The sequence below is a fragment of the Aeromonas sp. ZOR0001 genome, from assembly GCF_000801015.1.
GTDB classification, from domain to species: Bacteria; Pseudomonadota; Gammaproteobacteria; order Enterobacterales; family Aeromonadaceae; genus Aeromonas; species Aeromonas veronii.
Map to the genome: position 1 here is coordinate 46,488 of NZ_JRJY01000037.1, position 16,667 is coordinate 63,154.

The 16,667-nt window shown below is 58.8% G+C and carries 16 protein-coding genes and 3 tRNA genes; 7 read left to right on the plus strand and 12 right to left on the minus strand.

What is annotated here, in order from left to right:
• Positions 1-20: 20 nt before the first annotated feature.
• The 4 genes from L972_RS04575 to orn form a co-directional block, all read right to left on the minus strand.
• Positions 21-96: transfer RNA gene (locus L972_RS04575), tRNA-Gly, on the minus strand.
• Positions 97-133: 37 nt separating this feature from the next.
• A tRNA-Gly gene (locus L972_RS04580) sits at positions 134-209 on the minus strand.
• 33 nt (positions 210-242) lie between these two features.
• Positions 243-318, minus strand: a tRNA-Gly gene (locus L972_RS04585).
• A 178-nt stretch (positions 319-496) separates the two neighbouring features.
• The gene (orn, locus tag L972_RS04590) at positions 497-1,042 is read right to left on the minus strand and encodes an oligoribonuclease (RefSeq protein ID WP_047436099.1); all 546 of its coding nucleotides are present in this window, start codon (positions 1,040-1,042) and stop codon (positions 497-499) included.
• Positions 1,043-1,133: 91 nt separating this feature from the next.
• Here orn and rsgA point away from each other — a divergent pair, with 91 nt between their 5' ends.
• Genes rsgA through L972_RS04615 form a run of 5 tightly spaced genes read left to right on the plus strand, consistent with a single transcriptional unit; the run spans position 1,134 to position 3,968 of the window.
• On the plus strand, positions 1,134-2,168 hold the full coding sequence (gene rsgA / locus L972_RS04595; RefSeq protein WP_013724084.1) for a small ribosomal subunit biogenesis GTPase RsgA: 1,035 nt from the start codon (positions 1,134-1,136) through the stop codon (positions 2,166-2,168).
• A 28-nt stretch (positions 2,169-2,196) separates the two neighbouring features.
• Complete coding sequence (asd, locus tag L972_RS04600; protein WP_047436103.1) at positions 2,197-3,069, plus strand: archaetidylserine decarboxylase; 873 nt, start codon at positions 2,197-2,199, stop codon at positions 3,067-3,069.
• A complete protein-coding gene (locus L972_RS04605) occupies positions 3,066-3,335 on the plus strand; it encodes a VF530 family DNA-binding protein (RefSeq protein ID WP_005349372.1) in 270 nt (89 codons plus the stop codon). Before asd ends, L972_RS04605 begins: the two co-directional genes overlap by 4 nt.
• Positions 3,325-3,576, plus strand: a complete 252-nt coding sequence (locus tag L972_RS04610; RefSeq protein ID WP_005338984.1) for a DUF2960 domain-containing protein — start codon at positions 3,325-3,327, stop codon at positions 3,574-3,576. The genes L972_RS04605 and L972_RS04610 overlap by 11 nt, the downstream gene beginning before the upstream one ends.
• A 2-nt stretch (positions 3,577-3,578) precedes the next feature.
• The gene (locus tag L972_RS04615; RefSeq protein ID WP_047436107.1) at positions 3,579-3,968 is read left to right on the plus strand and encodes a hypothetical protein; all 390 of its coding nucleotides are present in this window, start codon (positions 3,579-3,581) and stop codon (positions 3,966-3,968) included.
• A 96-nt stretch (positions 3,969-4,064) separates the two neighbouring features.
• Here L972_RS04615 and L972_RS04620 read toward each other — a convergent pair whose 3' ends face one another.
• The 5 genes from L972_RS04620 to gpt form a co-directional block, all read right to left on the minus strand.
• Complete coding sequence (locus L972_RS04620) at positions 4,065-5,354, minus strand: glutamate-5-semialdehyde dehydrogenase (RefSeq protein ID WP_265176580.1); 1,290 nt, start codon at positions 5,352-5,354, stop codon at positions 4,065-4,067.
• Positions 5,354-6,457, minus strand: coding sequence for a glutamate 5-kinase (gene proB / locus L972_RS04625; protein WP_033114873.1), 1,104 nt, complete (start codon positions 6,455-6,457; stop codon positions 5,354-5,356). Before proB ends, L972_RS04620 begins: the two co-directional genes overlap by 1 nt.
• Positions 6,458-6,635: 178 nt before the next feature.
• A complete protein-coding gene (gene crl, locus L972_RS04630) occupies positions 6,636-7,028 on the minus strand; it encodes a sigma factor-binding protein Crl (RefSeq protein WP_005339003.1) in 393 nt (130 codons plus the stop codon).
• A 62-nt stretch (positions 7,029-7,090) separates the two neighbouring features.
• Entirely contained in the window at positions 7,091-8,359 is a 1,269-nt protein-coding gene (gene frsA / locus L972_RS04635; protein ID WP_005349360.1) for an esterase FrsA, read from the minus strand.
• A 172-nt stretch (positions 8,360-8,531) separates the two neighbouring features.
• Complete coding sequence (gpt, locus tag L972_RS04640) at positions 8,532-8,999, minus strand: xanthine phosphoribosyltransferase (protein ID WP_005339007.1); 468 nt, start codon at positions 8,997-8,999, stop codon at positions 8,532-8,534.
• A 946-nt stretch (positions 9,000-9,945) separates the two neighbouring features.
• Between gpt and L972_RS04645 the strand changes: the two genes are divergently transcribed.
• The gene (locus L972_RS04645) at positions 9,946-11,397 is read left to right on the plus strand and encodes an aminoacyl-histidine dipeptidase (protein WP_047436114.1); all 1,452 of its coding nucleotides are present in this window, start codon (positions 9,946-9,948) and stop codon (positions 11,395-11,397) included.
• 81 nt (positions 11,398-11,478) lie between these two features.
• Here the strand turns inward: L972_RS04645 and djlA are convergent, their stop codons facing one another.
• Genes djlA through L972_RS04660 form a run of 3 tightly spaced genes read right to left on the minus strand, consistent with a single transcriptional unit; the run spans position 11,479 to position 14,007 of the window.
• Positions 11,479-12,312 (minus strand): co-chaperone DjlA, encoded by an 834-nt coding sequence (djlA, locus tag L972_RS04650; protein ID WP_021231926.1) that lies wholly within the window; start codon positions 12,310-12,312, stop codon positions 11,479-11,481.
• Between the two features lie 19 nt (positions 12,313-12,331).
• Complete coding sequence (gene murU, locus L972_RS04655) at positions 12,332-13,000, minus strand: N-acetylmuramate alpha-1-phosphate uridylyltransferase MurU (RefSeq protein ID WP_047436117.1); 669 nt, start codon at positions 12,998-13,000, stop codon at positions 12,332-12,334.
• Positions 12,997-14,007, minus strand: a complete 1,011-nt coding sequence (locus L972_RS04660) for an aminoglycoside phosphotransferase family protein (protein WP_047436119.1) — start codon at positions 14,005-14,007, stop codon at positions 12,997-12,999. The genes murU and L972_RS04660 overlap by 4 nt, the downstream gene beginning before the upstream one ends.
• 174 nt (positions 14,008-14,181) lie before the next feature.
• On the opposite strand from L972_RS04660, the gene lptD reads away from it, so the two are divergent.
• On the plus strand, positions 14,182-16,650 hold the full coding sequence (lptD, locus tag L972_RS04665; RefSeq protein ID WP_047436122.1) for an LPS assembly protein LptD: 2,469 nt from the start codon (positions 14,182-14,184) through the stop codon (positions 16,648-16,650).
• Positions 16,651-16,667: the final 17 nt, after the last annotated feature.

Sequence of the window (16,667 nt, forward strand, 5' to 3'; positions counted from 1 at the left end):
AATATCACTTACAAATTTTTTGGAGCGGGAAACGAGACTCGAACTCGCGACCCCGACCTTGGCAAGGTCGTGCTCTACCAACTGAGCTATTCCCGCATCGGGCTGGTTTGCACCAGTGTCATCATCAGATTTTTGGAGCGGGAAACGAGACTCGAACTCGCGACCCCGACCTTGGCAAGGTCGTGCTCTACCAACTGAGCTATTCCCGCAACAATTTGGTTGTCTTGAGGCTGGCTGATGATTGGAGCGGGAAACGAGACTCGAACTCGCGACCCCGACCTTGGCAAGGTCGTGCTCTACCAACTGAGCTATTCCCGCAACTACCTTAAAACAGGCCGTACAGCATTTGGTTGCTTGCGCTACTGTACGGGAGCCGAATTATAAGAGCAGTCATTCCAATTGCAAGGGCTTTTTTGTCTGGTTGCGCGCGTTCGCTCAAAAGCTGGCCGAACTGTCGATTTTAGCAGCCAGCGCATGACAACCCCTTGCCAGAGAATCAGATCTTGAAGACGTGGCTGCGATAGAACTGCAGCTCGGCGATGGATTCGCGGATGTCGTCTAGCGCCTGGTGGGTGCCGCTCTTCTTGAACTGATCCAGCAGTTCCGGCTGCCAGCGGCGTACCAGCTCCTTGATGGTGCTGACGTCGACGTTGCGATAGTGGAAGAAGGCTTCCAGATCAGCCATGTGCTTGACCATGAAGCGGCGATCCTGACCGATGCTGTTGCCGCACAGCGGGCTGGTGCGCTCCGGCACCCACTGACGAATGAAGTCGAGGGTCTCGGCAACGGCTTTCGCCTCGTCATGCTGGCTCGCCTTGACCCGGGCCACCAGACCGCTCTTGGTATGGGTGTTGACGTTCCACTCGTCCATCTTGGCCAGCTCTTCATCACTCTGATGAATGGCGATGACCGGCCCTTCGGCCAGCACGTTCAGATCCTTGTCGGTGACTATGGTGGCGATCTCCAGTACCACGTTCTCTTCGGGGTCGAGACCCGTCATCTCCATGTCGATCCATACCAGGTTCTGCGCGCTGACTGTCATGATTGCTCTCTCTATTGGGAGGAATGGCGGAATTTTGCCAATTTGCATGTATCATACTGGCTTTGGATCTGTTCATAAACTGGCGAATCGAGTGGCAAAGAAAGCAAAACTCAATCTGGGTCAACAAAGGCGCGTCCAGGCCAACCGCGAACGGCGGCTGCAAAAAGATCACACCACAGTGGTGGATGACACCCTGTTTGGCCCCGCCATCGAAGGGGTGGTGATCAGCCGTTTTGGTCAGCACGCAGACGTGGAAGCGGTCGATGGCACCATCCACCGCAGCAACCTGCGGCGCAGCAGCATCAGCAGTCTGGTGTGCGGCGACAAGGTAGTGTGGCGTCCCGGCCTCAATGCCGCGACAGCGGGCGTCATCGAGGCGGTGCATCCGCGCCACTCGGTACTGACCCGGCCGGACTTCTACGACGGGGTCAAACCCATCGCCGCCAACATCGACCAGATCATCATCGTCTCGGCGGTGATGCCCGAGTTCTCCACCAACATCGTCGACCGCTATCTGGTGGCCGCCGAGGATGTGGAGATCCGCCCCCTCATCGTGCTGAACAAGGTCGATATGCTCGATGATGCCGCCAGAGCGCGCATCGAAAGCCAGCTCGAAACCTACCGCAAGCTCAATTACGAGGTGCTGCTGGTGAGCTGCGAGAGCGGTGAAGGGCTGGATGAGCTGAAAGCCAAGCTCACCGACAAGATCAGCATCTTCGTCGGCCAGTCCGGGGTGGGCAAGTCGTCCCTCACCAACGCCCTGATGCCGGGGCTGGATGTATTGACCGGCGAAATCTCCGAAAACTCGGGGCTCGGCCAGCACACCACCACCACGGCGCGGCTCTACCACTTCCCCAGCGGCGGCGATCTCATCGACTCCCCCGGGATCCGCGAGTTCGCCCTCTGGCATCTGGAGGCCGACCGCATCACCTGGTGCTTCGTCGAGTTTCGCGACTATCTGGGTGGCTGCAAGTTCCGCGACTGTACCCACAAGGACGATCCCGGCTGTGCCCTGCGCGCCGCGGTCGACGCGGGCGCCATCAGCGCCGATCGCTTCCACAACTATCACCGCATCCTGGAAACCATGCAGGAAGCCCGTCACGGTCGCCAGCAAGCGCGCCTGTGACCCTAATAAACCTACGTTGATGATGAACATGAGCATTACTGACAACCTGAAAATTGCCGGTCAATACTGTCTGCCCAAGCACGCCCTCTCCCGTCTGATCGGCAAGTTTGCCGCCGCCGAAGCGGGCAACATCACTACCAAAGTGATCGAGGCTTTTATCAAGCAGTACCAGGTCGACATGAGCGAGGCGCTGCACGAGAGCCCGGCCCACTACAAGAGCTTCAACGAGTTCTTCACCCGCGAGCTCAAGCCCGGCATCCGCCCCGTTATAGAAGATGCCATGACCCTGGCGCTGCCGGTGGATGGCACCGTCAGCCAGCTCGGCCCCATCCAGCAGGGTCGCATCATTCAGGCCAAGGGCCACGACTACAGCGCCCGCGAACTACTGGGCGGCTATGAGGATCTGGTGGCGCCGTTCAAGGATGGCGACTTTGCCACCATCTATCTGGCGCCCAAGGATTATCACCGCATCCACATGCCGCTGGACGGTGTGCTGGAGAGCATGGTGTTCGTGCCGGGGGATCTCTTCTCCGTCAACCCGCTCACCGCCGAGAACGTGCCCAACCTGTTTGCCCGCAACGAGCGGGTGGTGGCAACCTTCCGCACCCCGCACGGCCCCATGGCGCTGGTGCTGGTCGGTGCCACTATCGTGGCTAGCATCGAGACCATCTGGGCCGGCAACATTGCGCCGACCAAAGAGAAGAAGGTGGTGCGCTGGGACTACACCGGCGACGAGGCCATTACCCTGCAAAAAGGTGCCGAGATGGGGCTGTTCAAACTGGGCAGCACCGTGGTCTGCCTGTTTGGCCCGGGCATGCTGGCCGGTTTCGAGCCCCATCTGGCCAATGGCGTCACCACCCGCATGGGTCAGCCCTTTGCCAAGCTGGCGGAGCAGGCATGAGCGAGCAACCGAACGCCTCGCAGAAGAACAACCCGCTGCACGGGCTGACGCTGGAAGCCATCGTCACTGCGCTGGTCGAACACTACGGCTGGGAAGAGCTGGGGCAGCAGATCAATATCCGCTGCTTCACCGATAATCCCAGCATCAAGTCCAGCCTGAAGTTCTTGCGCAAGACACCCTGGGCTCGGGAGAAGGTCGAAAGCCTCTACCTCTACGTCCAGCGCAAGCAAGCCAAATCGAAGAAGGAAGGGCAAGATGGCCTTTAAGATTACGTACACCTATAAAAAACAGGCCAAAGAGATCGGCTACGCGAACGACAAGTTCCGCAGCATCTACGACGCCATCGCGGCTGCCGAAGGGCTGGATCTCACCAGTTTTCACGCTATGGAGGCCCAGCTGGCTCAGGTTTGTCGCCGTGACAAAAAAAGCGTGAAGGATTACCAGGAGAACTACTTCAAAGAGTTGGGATTCTCCAACATCGTCATCGAACGGGATCTTCAGGAGTAACCATGCGCACCTTGACTCTGATGGCCGCCTCTCTGCTGCTGGCGGCATGCAGTACACCGGAACAACATCTGGTTGGCAGCGATCGCGACAGCCACGGCTGTATCGGCAGTGCGGGCTATCAGTGGTCAGCGCTGACTGGCAAATGTGTGCGCCTGTTCGAGCAAGGCATCCGGCTCAATCCAACTGATGCCAGCCAGACCAGCAGCGCCTTCGTGCTGTTCAACACCGACCAGACGCAGGCCGAACTGCATCTACCAAGCGGCGAGCAGCACCTGCTGACCCGTCAAGGTGCGGAGGGCAACTGGTCGTGGCAGGGCAGCGGCTACACCCTCTTTATCTGGAAGGGTTATGTGCTCAAGCACGGTGACAAGGCGCTCTATCACGGGGAATAACCCCGAGGAATAGCGCACGGCGTGGTATCGGCACGATACCCGCGAAAAAAATGCCGACCCTGTGGTCGGCATTTTTGTTTTTGCAACAGCCTGTTATCAGGCACGGCTGAGGTAATCGGCCTGCCCTACCCACTTGTAGCTGGTAAGCTCGGTCAGCCCCATGGGGCCACGGGCGTGCAGCATCTGGGTCGACACCGCCACTTCAGCACCCAGACCAAACTGGCCACCATCGGTGAAACGGGTGGAGGCGTTGACGTAGACCGCCGCCGAACCGGCGCCGTTGACGAAACGCTCGGCGTTGGCCAGATCGTTGGTCAGGATGGCATCAGAGTGGCCGGCATTATGCTCGCGCATATGGGCCAGAGCCTCGTTCACATCCGCCACCAACTTGACCCCCAGGGTCAGCCCGAGCCACTCGGTATCGAAATCCTCCGGCCCCGCCTCGCACAGGTTGTCGGCACCCGCCAACTGCGTCATGGCGTTGGGCGCGGCCACCAGCGTCACCTTGCGCTCGTTCATCAGCGTCACTAGCTGCGGCAGGAAAGCCGAAGCGACTTTCTCGTGTACCAGCAGGGTATCGAGGGCGTTGCAAGCGGAGGGGCGTTGCACCTTGGCGTTGTCGATGACCGCCAGAGAGCGCACCAGATCGGCACTCTCGTCGACGAAAATATGGCTGATACCGAACCCGCCGATGATGACCGGGATGGAGCTGTTCTCCTTGCACATCTTGTGCAGGCCGGCACCGCCACGGGGGATGATCATGTCCACATAGCGGTCTAGGCGCAGCAACTCGCCGACCAGCGCCCGATCCGGGTTGTCGATGTACTGCACCGCCGCCTCGGGCAGACCGGAGGCCGCCAAGGCATGCTGGATCACCCGCACCAGCTCCAGATTGGAGTGGAAGGTCTCGCGCCCACCACGCAGGATGCTGGCGTTGCCGGTCTTGAGGCAGAGGCTGGCGATGTCGATGGTGACGTTGGGGCGCGCCTCGTAGATGACGCCGATAACCCCGATGGGCACCCGACGACGGGAGAGCCGCAGGCCATTTTCCAGCACCCGGCTATCCATTTCGGCGCCGACCGGATCATCCAGCATGATCACCTTGCGCACATCTGCCACGATACCGGCCAGCCGGGCCGGATTGAGCAGCAGGCGATCCAGCATCGCCTCTGACAAGCCCGCCTCACGGCCGGCGGCGATATCTTTCGCATTGGCGGCGAGGATCTGTTCACTGCGCGCTTCAAGCTCGTCGGCGATGGCGGCCAGCGCCCGGTTCTTCTGCGCCGTGCTGACAGTAGCCAGCTGATAGGCAGCTTCACGGGCCGCCTGCCCCATTTTCTCCAGACTCATCTCGGTTCCCTTTTGTTCATGCCGTGCCGCCCTGATTAGAGCAGCACCATATCGTCTCGATGGATGGCTACTGAACCATATCCATAGCCCAGTACCTGCTCAATCTGATCCGAGTGGACGCCGCGCAACTTGTCCAGCTCCAGATGGTCGTAACGGCAGATACCGCGCGCCAACTCAGCACCTTTGGGATCAAGAATGCGCACCACATCGCCTCGAATAAAGTCGCCCTTGACTGCCACAATCCCCTTGGGCAGCAGGCTGGAGCCTTTCTCCTTCATGGCGGCCACTGCGCCCTGATCCACATGAACTTCGCCGTGAGGAGGTGGGCCTGCCAGGATCCAGCTCTTGCGCCCTTCCAGCGGGGACGCCAGCGCCGGGAACAGGGTACCAATCCGCTCGCCCTTGGCAAGACGGCCAATCACCTCCGGCATCTGGCCGGTCGCGATCACCACGTTGACGCCGGCGCGACGCGCCACATCGGCGGCCTGCAGCTTGGTAGCCATGCCGCCGGTGCCAAGGCCGCTGACACTGTCACCCGCCAACGAGCGCAGGGTATCGTCGATGGTCTGCACCTCTTCAATGAGCTGGGCATCGGGATTGGTACGCGGATCGGCGGTAAAGAGCCCCTTCTGGTCTGTCAGCAGGATCAGCAGATCCGCATCCGCCAGAATGGCGGCCCGTGCGGAGAGGTTGTCGTTGTCGCCGACCTTGATCTCGGCGGTCGCCACCGCATCGTTTTCGTTGATGACCGGAATAATGCGGTGATCGAGCAGTGTGCGCATGGTGTCGCGGGCGTTGAGGTAGCGCTCCCGATCTTCCAGATCGGCGCGGGTCAGCAGCATCTGGCCGATATGCAGACCGTAGAGGTTGAACAGATCCTGCCATACCCGAATAAGCTGGGTCTGACCAACCGCCGCCAGCATCTGCTTGTTGGGCAGGGTTGGCGCCAGTGGCGGGTGACCCAGATGTTCACGCCCGGCGGCGATAGCACCTGATGTGACGACCACGACTCGATGGCCGTGACGGTGCAAGGCCGCACACTGTCTGACCAGCTCGACCATATGGGCACGATTGAGCTGGGAAGACCCCCCTGTGAGCACGCTGGTGCCCAACTTGACGACTATGGTTCTGTTTTCCATGGGAGCATAAAGGCTAAAAAGTAAGGAATATCTTTATACCCACGGCCATGGAGCCCTGCAAGGCAATTAACGTCGGGGTGAGGAGATGAAGCAAAGCCCGGATGATTGCGGTCGGAAGGGGAGATGGCTGACTGATGGCCCGGCAAACAGCGGGATGCTGCTCGCCGGGCATCAGGGATCAAGCAGCGGTCACGGTCAACTCATTGGTGACCTGATCCGCTGGCGCTAACTGACACTCCAGAGCCGTCAGTTTGTCGCTGATGAGCTTGTAGAAACGGTTGAGGGTCCGCTCCACTTCTACCTGGTGCTTCTTGGGGATCGGCTTGTCCAGCCACTCACCATCAGCATTGTAGAAACCGAGCTGATAATGGTAACGGAAATGGTGATCGTCCTGCTCCAGCACCAGCCACCAGCCCCAGAACTCCCGTTTGTCCGGCGCCGGCTTGGCGCTGACACAGACCGACAGGCAGTCGAAACGATAACGCCCCTCTTCGCAGAGATCTTCGCGCAAATAGGGGCCAATGGCAGCAAACTGCCTCAGCAGTCGCTTGTAGGTCACTCTTTCAGACATGTTAACCTCCCTGTTAAACAAGCCGCGCCACCTCGGGATGGCGTCAGTTCTTTAGCGCAATGTCAGGTACACAAATGCTGTTTCAGCCACTCGACGATTTCGTCCAGCGCCTTGTCATACACCTCCAGCAAAGGCTGCTTGTCGAATACGATGGCCTTGCCGTTACGACTGGCCGCCGCCAATGCCCGTACATCCTGCTCGGGACAAATAAAATCTCGCTTGTGTCCAATACTCAATATCGGCACAGAGGTGCGAGTCCCCAGTAATCCTTGTGTTTTAAGTGAAAAAACCTGGCACTTGGTACGCATGCCGTCCCACTGCGCCGCATCCGCCCCCAACCGGTTGGCCAGACTGTCCCGCATCATACGCGGACACTTGGCAAACAGCTCCTGATTGGTAAACACCTGATTGACACCGGCGCCGACACAAACCACGGTGCGCAGCTTAAAGGGTTCGATAAAGGCCAGTCTGGCTGCGATATTGCCCGCCAGACGCATCCCCACCATGGCGATACGCTGATGATCGACCCAGGCCACTTCGGAGAGGTAATGGAGCACCGCCTGATGGAGACGGCTCGTATCTTGCACCAGCGGCCAATGCTCGGCATAACCGACCCCGGGCATATCGAGGGAGAGCATGCCGATACCGTTGGGCTCGAGCCGCTTGAGATAGAAGTTGAGGAAATCGAGCTGCAGGGAGTCGATCCCGCCGCTGATGATCACCAGCGGCACCGGTTTTTCGGTCGTCGGCAGGTGGAGATAACCCTGAATATGCTTGCCGCGAAAAGGCACCTGGATCTCTTTGAGCGGCACCTTGAACAGGCGACCCGCCTCGCGATAGGCCATGTTACCGAGCAGCTGGGCCTGATCCGCCAGCTCGTCATCCTTGAGATGGGGATAGCTGGCGATGGAGTAGTAGCGCACCGCCTTGAGCAGCTGTTTCAAGGCGCCAGAAGGATCACCCTTCTCGCGCAGTTCGCGGCCCTGCTTGAAATAGTTGCCAGCCACCTGGCTCCACTCGTAGATCCAGTTGCCGGGCACATAGCCCTTGATGGTATCGAGATAGCAATCGTGGGTACGCTCGCCGGTCGCCATGGCGATACGGGCCAGGGTCTGCTCCACTTCGATGGGATCAGCCCCCTGCCAAGTCCAGGAGGGGCGGCGCAGCAGGCGATACCAGCTCTTTGACATGGATCCGTCGATAAACATCTCGTCTGACTCGGCTTGCGCCAGATCAGCCGCACTGGAGTTGGAGATCTCGGATGTTTCCAATACCTTCTTGACGCGGGTAAAGAGCTGTTCGGTCAGGTTTAGGTCTTCGTTCAAGTCCAAGATAGTGTCCCATTCATATCAGGCAATAGCTCATCTTAACCACTTTTACTGCCCATCAGCCACCCTGCAACAGATTGATACACAAAAAAACAGGGCTCCAAATTGGAGCCCTGTGAAACCATTATTGCCGGTTGCGACCAATGGACGCAGCGAGCGTCACATCCCGATCCCGTTACTTTTCGTCGCAGATCGGTGTGGCGAACTCCAGTGCCATATCCCATGGCTGTTCGATCCAGGTATCCTGCGGGATCGCCACTTCGAAATCGTCCAGTAGCGCTTCGCCCATCGGCTTGGCGAAAATCGCGATGAACTTGGCTTTCGGATAGAGCTCGCGGATCGCCTTGGCGGTAGTGCCTGTGTCTACCAGATCTTCCACCACCAGCCAGCCTTCGCCGTCACCAGCGGTGGTGGCAGCCTTCACGACCACCAGCTCGCGCTGGCTGTCATGGTCATAGCTGGAGATGCAGAGGGTTTCCACATTACGAATGCCAAGTTCACGGGCCATCAGGGCTGCGGGCACCAGGCCACCACGGCTGACCGCGATGATACCTTTCCACTGGCTGACAGGCAGCTGACGACGGGCCAGACGGCGAGCTTCACGTTGCAGGTTGTCCCACGACACATAGAACTTTTTCGGCATGTTATCGATCTCGAATAGTTATTTAAAAACAATCACTTAAAATAACAACACCCGCAATTATCCCTGCGGATGCCAGTAAATGGCGGCCCTTGCCCGACTGAATTCAGATTGCACTTCGGCTGCCTCAGGGCTAAGCCTCGGCAGCAAATCTGATAACAATGGAAGCAAGATGGGCTTATCCGGCGATCGGTTAGATGATGTGTCCAAACCGCGGACAGGCTGTTGGGCCGATATGATAGCACCGTTTGCAGAGAAAATGCCTGGCAAACGTATGCCAAAAACAGGAAAAATCGGCATCCCCCTCTCCATTCGGCACATCTCGAGCGCCAAACGACTAACCTGCCGTCCCTGCTGCCGAGTCCTAATAGCTGTGCGGCAAATCGCAGATAAAAAAATAGCAGGGGGAGGATTTACCTCACGCACCTGCTGCTTTCTCGCCTCTGCCTGGTTGGGCAGCTCGTCTTAGCGACGAGTGACGAAGGGGTTAGGGTAGCTGAAACCCTGGGTATACAAAGAGGGGGCAAACCAATAGGTTGAGTTGCTGCCTGGCATATTGAAACTCCTGATTGCTTAACAAGTTACGTACCTTTAATGCGGGCTCAAATCCTTGAACGAACACTCGGTTCCATGGAGGCGCACTTGCTTTGCTTCGGTTCCCTGGAGGCTTTCATCGTCATCCTGACGGGTGGCGAACCACGGGAGCTAATTTACCAGTCGGTGCGTTAAATTCAATATTTTTGTGAGATCGGTCACACATTTTCTTTTCTATCGGTCAGCGTCGTCCGAACCTGACGATCGTACTGCCTGGTTGCCATCAGCCAGCACAAGCTGCCTGCGATTTGCGCTGATTGCTCACATTTTTGTGTGATTGACTGTATTATCGTTATCCTCTTCCCCGGCCCGCTGATGGGGCCCTGTTAATTCCGTGCTGGTAAGGAGTCCCGACGTGGCACAGCTTAGCTCTCTCTCTCCCAAACTGATTTGGCATTTCTTCGAACAGATCTGCTCCATCCCCCACCCTTCCAAACATGAAGCCAAACTGAGCGCCTGGATCATCCAATGGGCTCAAGGGGAAGGCCTGGCGGTCAAGCAGGACAAGGTCGGCAACATCATCATCAAGAAACCGGCCACCCCGGGGATGGAAAACCGCAAAGCCGTGGTACTGCAGGCCCACATCGACATGGTGCCGCAGGCCAACGCCGACACCAAACACGACTTCGCCAACGATCCCATCGATGCCTATGTCGATGGCGAGTGGGTCACTGCCCGTGGCACCACTCTGGGTGCCGATAACGGCATCGGCATGGCCGGTTGCCTGGCTGTGCTGGCTGACAAGACCATCAAGCACGGTCCGCTGGAAGTGCTGCTGACCACAGACGAAGAGACCGGCATGACCGGCGCATTCGGTCTGGAAGCGGGCTGGCTGGAGGGCGAAATTCTGCTCAACACCGACTCCGAAGAGGATGGCGAGGTCTACATGGGCTGCGCTGGCGGTGTGGATGCCAATATCCGCTTCCCGCTCGAGCTGGTTGATGCTGCTGAAGGTGAAGCGTTCGAGCTGGCGGTCAAAGGGCTGCGTGGCGGCCACTCCGGTTGCGATATCCATCGCGGCCGTGGCAACGCCAACAAGCTGCTGGTGCGTCTGCTCAAAGCAGCAGAGCCGCTGAGTGTTCGTCTGGCCGAGATCCACGGCGGCACGCTGCGCAACGCCATCCCGCGCGAAGCTCGCGCCACCCTGCTGGTGCCCGCAGCCAGCGTAAACGAGTTCAAGGCGCTGGTTGACCGCTACACCGGGATCTACCAGACCGAACTGGCCGCCACCGAGCCGAACCTGACCGTGCTGGTCAACAACGCCGCCAAACCGGCCAAGTTGATGAGCGTCTCCCTGCAGCAGCGCCTGCTGGATGCCCTGATGGCCTGCCCGAACGGCGTGATGCGCATGAGCGATGCCATGCCCGGCGTGACCGAAACCTCTACCAACCTGGGGGTCATCAAGACTCAGGATGGCGAAGTGTACGTCCAGTGCCTGATCCGCTCCCTGATTGACTCCGGCCGCGAGAGCATCGAGCAGATGACCCGCTCCCTGTTCACCCTGGCAGGCGCCAGCTGCGAATTCACCGGGGCCTATCCGGGTTGGGCGCCGAACGTGGACTCCCCCGTCATGGCGCTGGTACGCAACAGCTACCAGACCCTGTTTGGTACCATGCCCAACGTCATGGTGATCCACGCTGGTCTCGAGTGCGGTCTGTTCAAGAGCGCCTATCCGGAGTGGGACATGGTCTCCTTCGGCCCGACCATCCGCGGTGCCCACTCCCCTGACGAGAAGGTACATATCCCGGCGGTCGAACGTTTCTGGCAACTGCTGGTGCACGTGCTGGAAGCGATTCCGGCCAAATAACCCGGCCTGCGCCACACGGCAAAACAAAGCCCCGCACTGCTGCGGGGCTTTTTATTGTCTGTTACAGCCAGATTTTGGCGCTTAACGGATGCCGCGGGCCTCGCGGATCCACTCCCAGGCTTGCTGGATCTCCTGGGTCTTCTCCTTGGCCATCTCCATCATCTCCGGCGGCAACCCCTTGGCGGCCAGCTTGTCCGGGTGATGTTTGCTCATCTCCTTGCGGTAGGCGCGCTTGATATCCTGATCGCTGTCGCTCTCGCTCACCCCCAGCAGCTGGTAGGCATTCTTGAGGCGCTCCGCAGAGGGTGCCGCCTGCCGATACTGCTGGCCACCGGAATGGCCCCCCTGATACTGGCCATGAGCCTGATTGAAGAAGTTCATCTGCGCTTCGGCCATCGCCAGAATGCGGGCCAACTCGATGCGGCTGAAGCCCAGCTCGTCGGCAATGGTGTGCAGAATGGCGCGCTCGCCCTCCTCCACCCGCCCGTCGGCAAAGGCCGCCTGCAGTTGTACCTCGAGGAAGAAGCGCAGAATATCGCGCTGCCCCAGACTGGCACGGCGGAACTCGGCCAGGGTCTCGCGCAGCGGGAAGTCGGCCTCTTTACCGAGACGAAACGACTCCTGCGCCCGGGCACGCTGTTCGCCCGCCAGCCGCATCCGATCCATCAGGTTGGAGGCAACCCGGATCTCCTGCTCGGTCACCTGACCGCTTGACTTGGCGATGTGACCCATCACCGAGAAGGTGGCATGGAAGAAGACGGCTTGCTGCTCTTGACTCGGGCCGCGACGAAACGCCCCCTGCAACCCCATGCCACGGTCGAAACGGTGGCCGATCCAGAGGCCAATCAGGGCGCCGATGATATTGCCGAGCAGAAAACCGAAGAAGGCGCCCAGCACCTTACCCCAAATACGCATGGTTCAAGACCTCTTGAAGTTAATGAGTGCGGGCCTGGAGCTGGTCATCCAGCTCGCGCAGTCGATCGACCGTGCCAATATCGCGCCACTCGCCAGCGAGCAGGCTGCCGCCCACCCGCCCTTGCGCCATCCAGTCACGGAGCAGGGGCGCCAGCTTGCGGGCACCGCCCGCGAGACCGGCAAAGGCCGCCGGATCATATAGTCCGACCCCGCTGAAGGTAAACGCTGGCGTATCCATAACTCGCCCTTCTTGCAAGGCAAAGTCCCCGGCGGGGTGCTGGGGCGGATTGGGCACCAGCCAGAGGTGGGCCAGATCATCGCCAAGGGGCTGGCTGACCAGAGTGTGATAATCGAGATCGAGCCAGGTATCGCCGTTGATCACCAGAAAAGGGTCTGCCCCCAGCAGCGGCAGCGCCTGCACTATGCCGCCCGCGGTCTCCAGTGCGCTCTCCTCGGCTGACCAGTGGATGGTCACGCCAAGCGCACTGCCATCACCCAGGCTATCGACCAGCTTGTGGCCAAGCCAGGCGTGGTTGATGACCAACTCGGTCACGCCAGCGGCTTTGAGTTTTTCGATGTGATGAACGATGAGCGGCTTGCCCCCCACCGCCAGCAGCGGCTTGGGCAGCAGGTCAGTCAGCGGGCGCATTCGCTCGCCACGGCCAGCGGCCAGGATCATCGCCTTCATGATTTAACTCCAGCATTGGCGATCCCCGGCAACACCACCTGCTCCAGCCACTGACCAAAACGGGCCAATACCGGATAGGCACTACCGTGAGTGCGACAGACATCCACCACGTAGCCGAGGGTGCGGGGAATATCCTTGAGATAGCCGGACTTGCCGTCGCGATGATAGAGCCGGGTGAAGATCCCCGCCGCTTTGAGGTGGCGCTGCATGCCGGTCAGGTCGGCATCACGACGGAAACTGGCATAGTCGCGCTCGCCAAGCAGACCCGCCTGTTGCAGGGTGGCAAAGCCGTGGCGCATACCTTCATCGATCACCTCGTCAGGCCAGCGTATGTAGCAATCTTTAAGCAAGGAGACCAGGTCATAGGTGAGCGGCCCGATGACCATATCCTGAAAATCGATGATGGCCAGCCGGCTGCTCTCGGGAGTATCCCCGCCACACACCATCAGGTTGCGACTGTGGAAATCTCTATGCATCACCCCCTGCGGCTGGGCCAGATTGCAGGCGGTGAGGCAGGCAAAGGTCTCGTCCAGCAGTTGCTGCTCTTCATGGCTCAGGGTCAGTTGCAGATGATGACCCAGCAGCCACTCGGGGAAAATGCTGTTCTCCCGCGCCATAAAAGCTGCATCGAAGGGTTCAAGCGCCAGTTCAACCGCCCCCAGGCGGGGCAGCAAATCAATCGCCTTGCCATACCAGGCCAGCACATTGTGTTCGTTCAGGCAGCTGATCAGCTGGGTATCGCCCAGGTCACTGACCGCCAGCAGCCCCTGTTCGTAGTCCACCGCCTTGACCTCTGGCGCCAACAGCTGACGCGCCTGCAAGGCGGCCGCGTTACGAACAAACTCATGATTTTTTTCTGTTTTCGGATTGGCATCCACCCACACAAGACCACCACCACGAGAGTAGCGGCGGAAGCTGGCATCACCGGAAATGAGGGTAAGCGTGAGAGTGGCATCACCGGAAATACGGCGTGCCCACTGCAATAGCAGGGAATCGCGATCGTGCATAAGTAGAGGACCAAGGTGGAAAGCAGCACTTGGCTGTTAGCCCTGGCCGCAATAATGCTTTATCATTGCTGGCTAACATAAAGCAATGACATGCAATGTCAACTCGATGAAACCTGTCGTAAAATGCATGCCTTGGATCAACCGTATCTATCACGGATTGCACGAGTCTTTCACATGACAAAATGGACACTGGGGTACCGCTATCCCATCGCCCTGACTATCAGCCTGGCCCCCGCACTCACCCCTATGATGGTGCAGGCGGCCCCGTTCGAAGCGCCGCCAGCCACCGGCATTCTCGATAGTCTCTGCTATGACTATGTTCCCAAGATAGAGAAGCCTGCATCGGATCAGGATGCCAACGCACAGCCGGTCGAGGTTGATGCCGACCGTCTCGAGGCCAAACAGGGCGGCACCGCCGTCTATGAAGGCGACGTCAAGGTTCGTCAGGGTGTTCGCAAGTTTGACTCCGACTATGCCCAACTCGACCAGAAGAGCCGGGATGTCATCGCCATCGGCAACATCTATTACAACGACGGTCAGGTGACCGTCACCAGCGACAAGACTCTCAAATCCAACCTGGATACCAAGAACTCCGAACTGGAAGAGGGCAAGTATCAGGTGCATGGCTCACCGGTGCGCGGCTTTGCCAAGCGCGTGGTGATGACCAACAACAACCAGAACATCACCATGGAGGGGGCCCAGTACACCACCTGCCCCCCCGGTCAGGAAGTGTGGACCCTCAAGGCGGGCAGCATCGACATCGACCAGAAAGAGGTGTTCGGCGAAGCCTGGAATGCCAGCCTCTGGCTCTATGATTACCCGGTGTTCTACTTCCCCTATATCAACTTCCCCATCAAGGATGAGCGGAAGACCGGTCTGCTCTACCCGGGTTACAAGCAAAGCTCCAGCAACGGCATGGATATCACCCAGCCCTTCTACTGGAACATAGCTCCCAACTACGATGCCACCATCACCTCCCGTTTTATGGATAAACGCGGCCTGATGGAACAGGTGGAGTTCCGCTACATGCCGGACCCCGCCCACACCGGCACTCTCTATTTTGAAAATCTGGCGGATGACAAGCAGTACAGCCCGAGCAATCCGAGTCTGGCTGGCCTGTCCGATGGACATCGCTACCTGATGAACGTCCGCCACGGTTCCGCCCTGATGGATGGCAGCCTGCGTTTTGGTATCGACTACACCCAGGTGCGCGACAAGGATTACAACTACTTCAACGACTTCAGCCCGCAAGTGGGTACTCAGGTCGACAGCCAGTTGCAGCAATCCTTTACCGCCGGCTACTACCAGCCCAACTGGAACCTCACCTCCGAGGTGCGCCGCTACCAGATCCTGAGTCCGTATGTTCTACTGCCCCACGAGATGCTGCCGCGTATCGACTACAACTACTATCAGCAAGGTACGTGGTTCGATCTGGCCTGGAACAGCGAACTAACCAAGTTTGGCTATGACAGCGGCAGTGCCACCATCCAGCAGGCCGGTGAGCGCTATACCGCCACCCGTCTGCATCTGGCTCCGACCCTGACCGTGCCTCTGGTGGATGCACCGGGTTACTACCTGACCAGTCAGTACAAACTAATGTTTACCTCCTATAACCAAGAGGTACCTGATACTTATAAACACCCCAACCTAAGCGGTAACACCGCGTTAGATCGCAATGCCCAGTTGTATATGCAAGGGAACGAATCAGTACTGAAAGACGGCACCATTACCCGCACTTTGCCATCCTTCCGGCTCAAGGGGGGCGTCAACTTCGATCGGCCACTCGACTGGTATGATGGCAAGGGCACCCAGACCCTGGAACCCGAGTTCCAGTACCTCTATATCCCTTACAAAAATCAGGACGAGATCGGGATCTACGACTCCACCACCACCCGTCAGGATTACTACAGCCTGTTCAGTGATCGCCGCTTTGCCGGTCTCGACCGCATCAGCGATGCCAATCGGGTCACCGTTGGCCTGACCAGCCGGGTCTATGACAATGTGGGTGATGAACGGTTGCGTCTGGCGGTAGCCCAGGCCTTTGAAATGACGCCACCCAAGGTGCGCCTCTACCCTTCAAATCCGGAAAGTACCAACGCCCGCTCCCTGCTCTCGTTTGAGGGGGATGCCCGGATCACCGATGAGTGGTTTGCCCACGCAGGAACCCAGTACGATACCTCCGAGGGTGAATTTACGGCTGGCAACGGTGCAGTCGAGTACCGGACCGGCAAGCTGACCACTCAGGTCAACTACCGCTACATCAAGGATGGCAACCTGGACTATCGCTATCCGACCAACACAGCACTGGCAGAAGATCTGAGCCAGGCGGGTCTGGTGATGATGGCGCCGATCGCCGATCAGTGGCAGATGTATGGCGGTTACTACCGTGACATCAAGCAGGATGTGAACATTGACCGCAAGCTCGGTGTCAAATACGACTCCTGCTGCTGGAGCATCAACATGAGCCTGGAGTGGCACAATCAGCCGGACAACGTCACCCTGAAGCCCATTTCGGAAAAAGTCATTGGTCTGCAGTTTGAAATGAAGGGACTTGGCAGCGTGGGTACAGGTGGCCGCAGCGTCACACTGGATACCGAGCTGTTGCCCTATGTTCGCCCGTTTAATCTGAAAGGCCAGCAATGATGCTGGTCCAGCCTTGA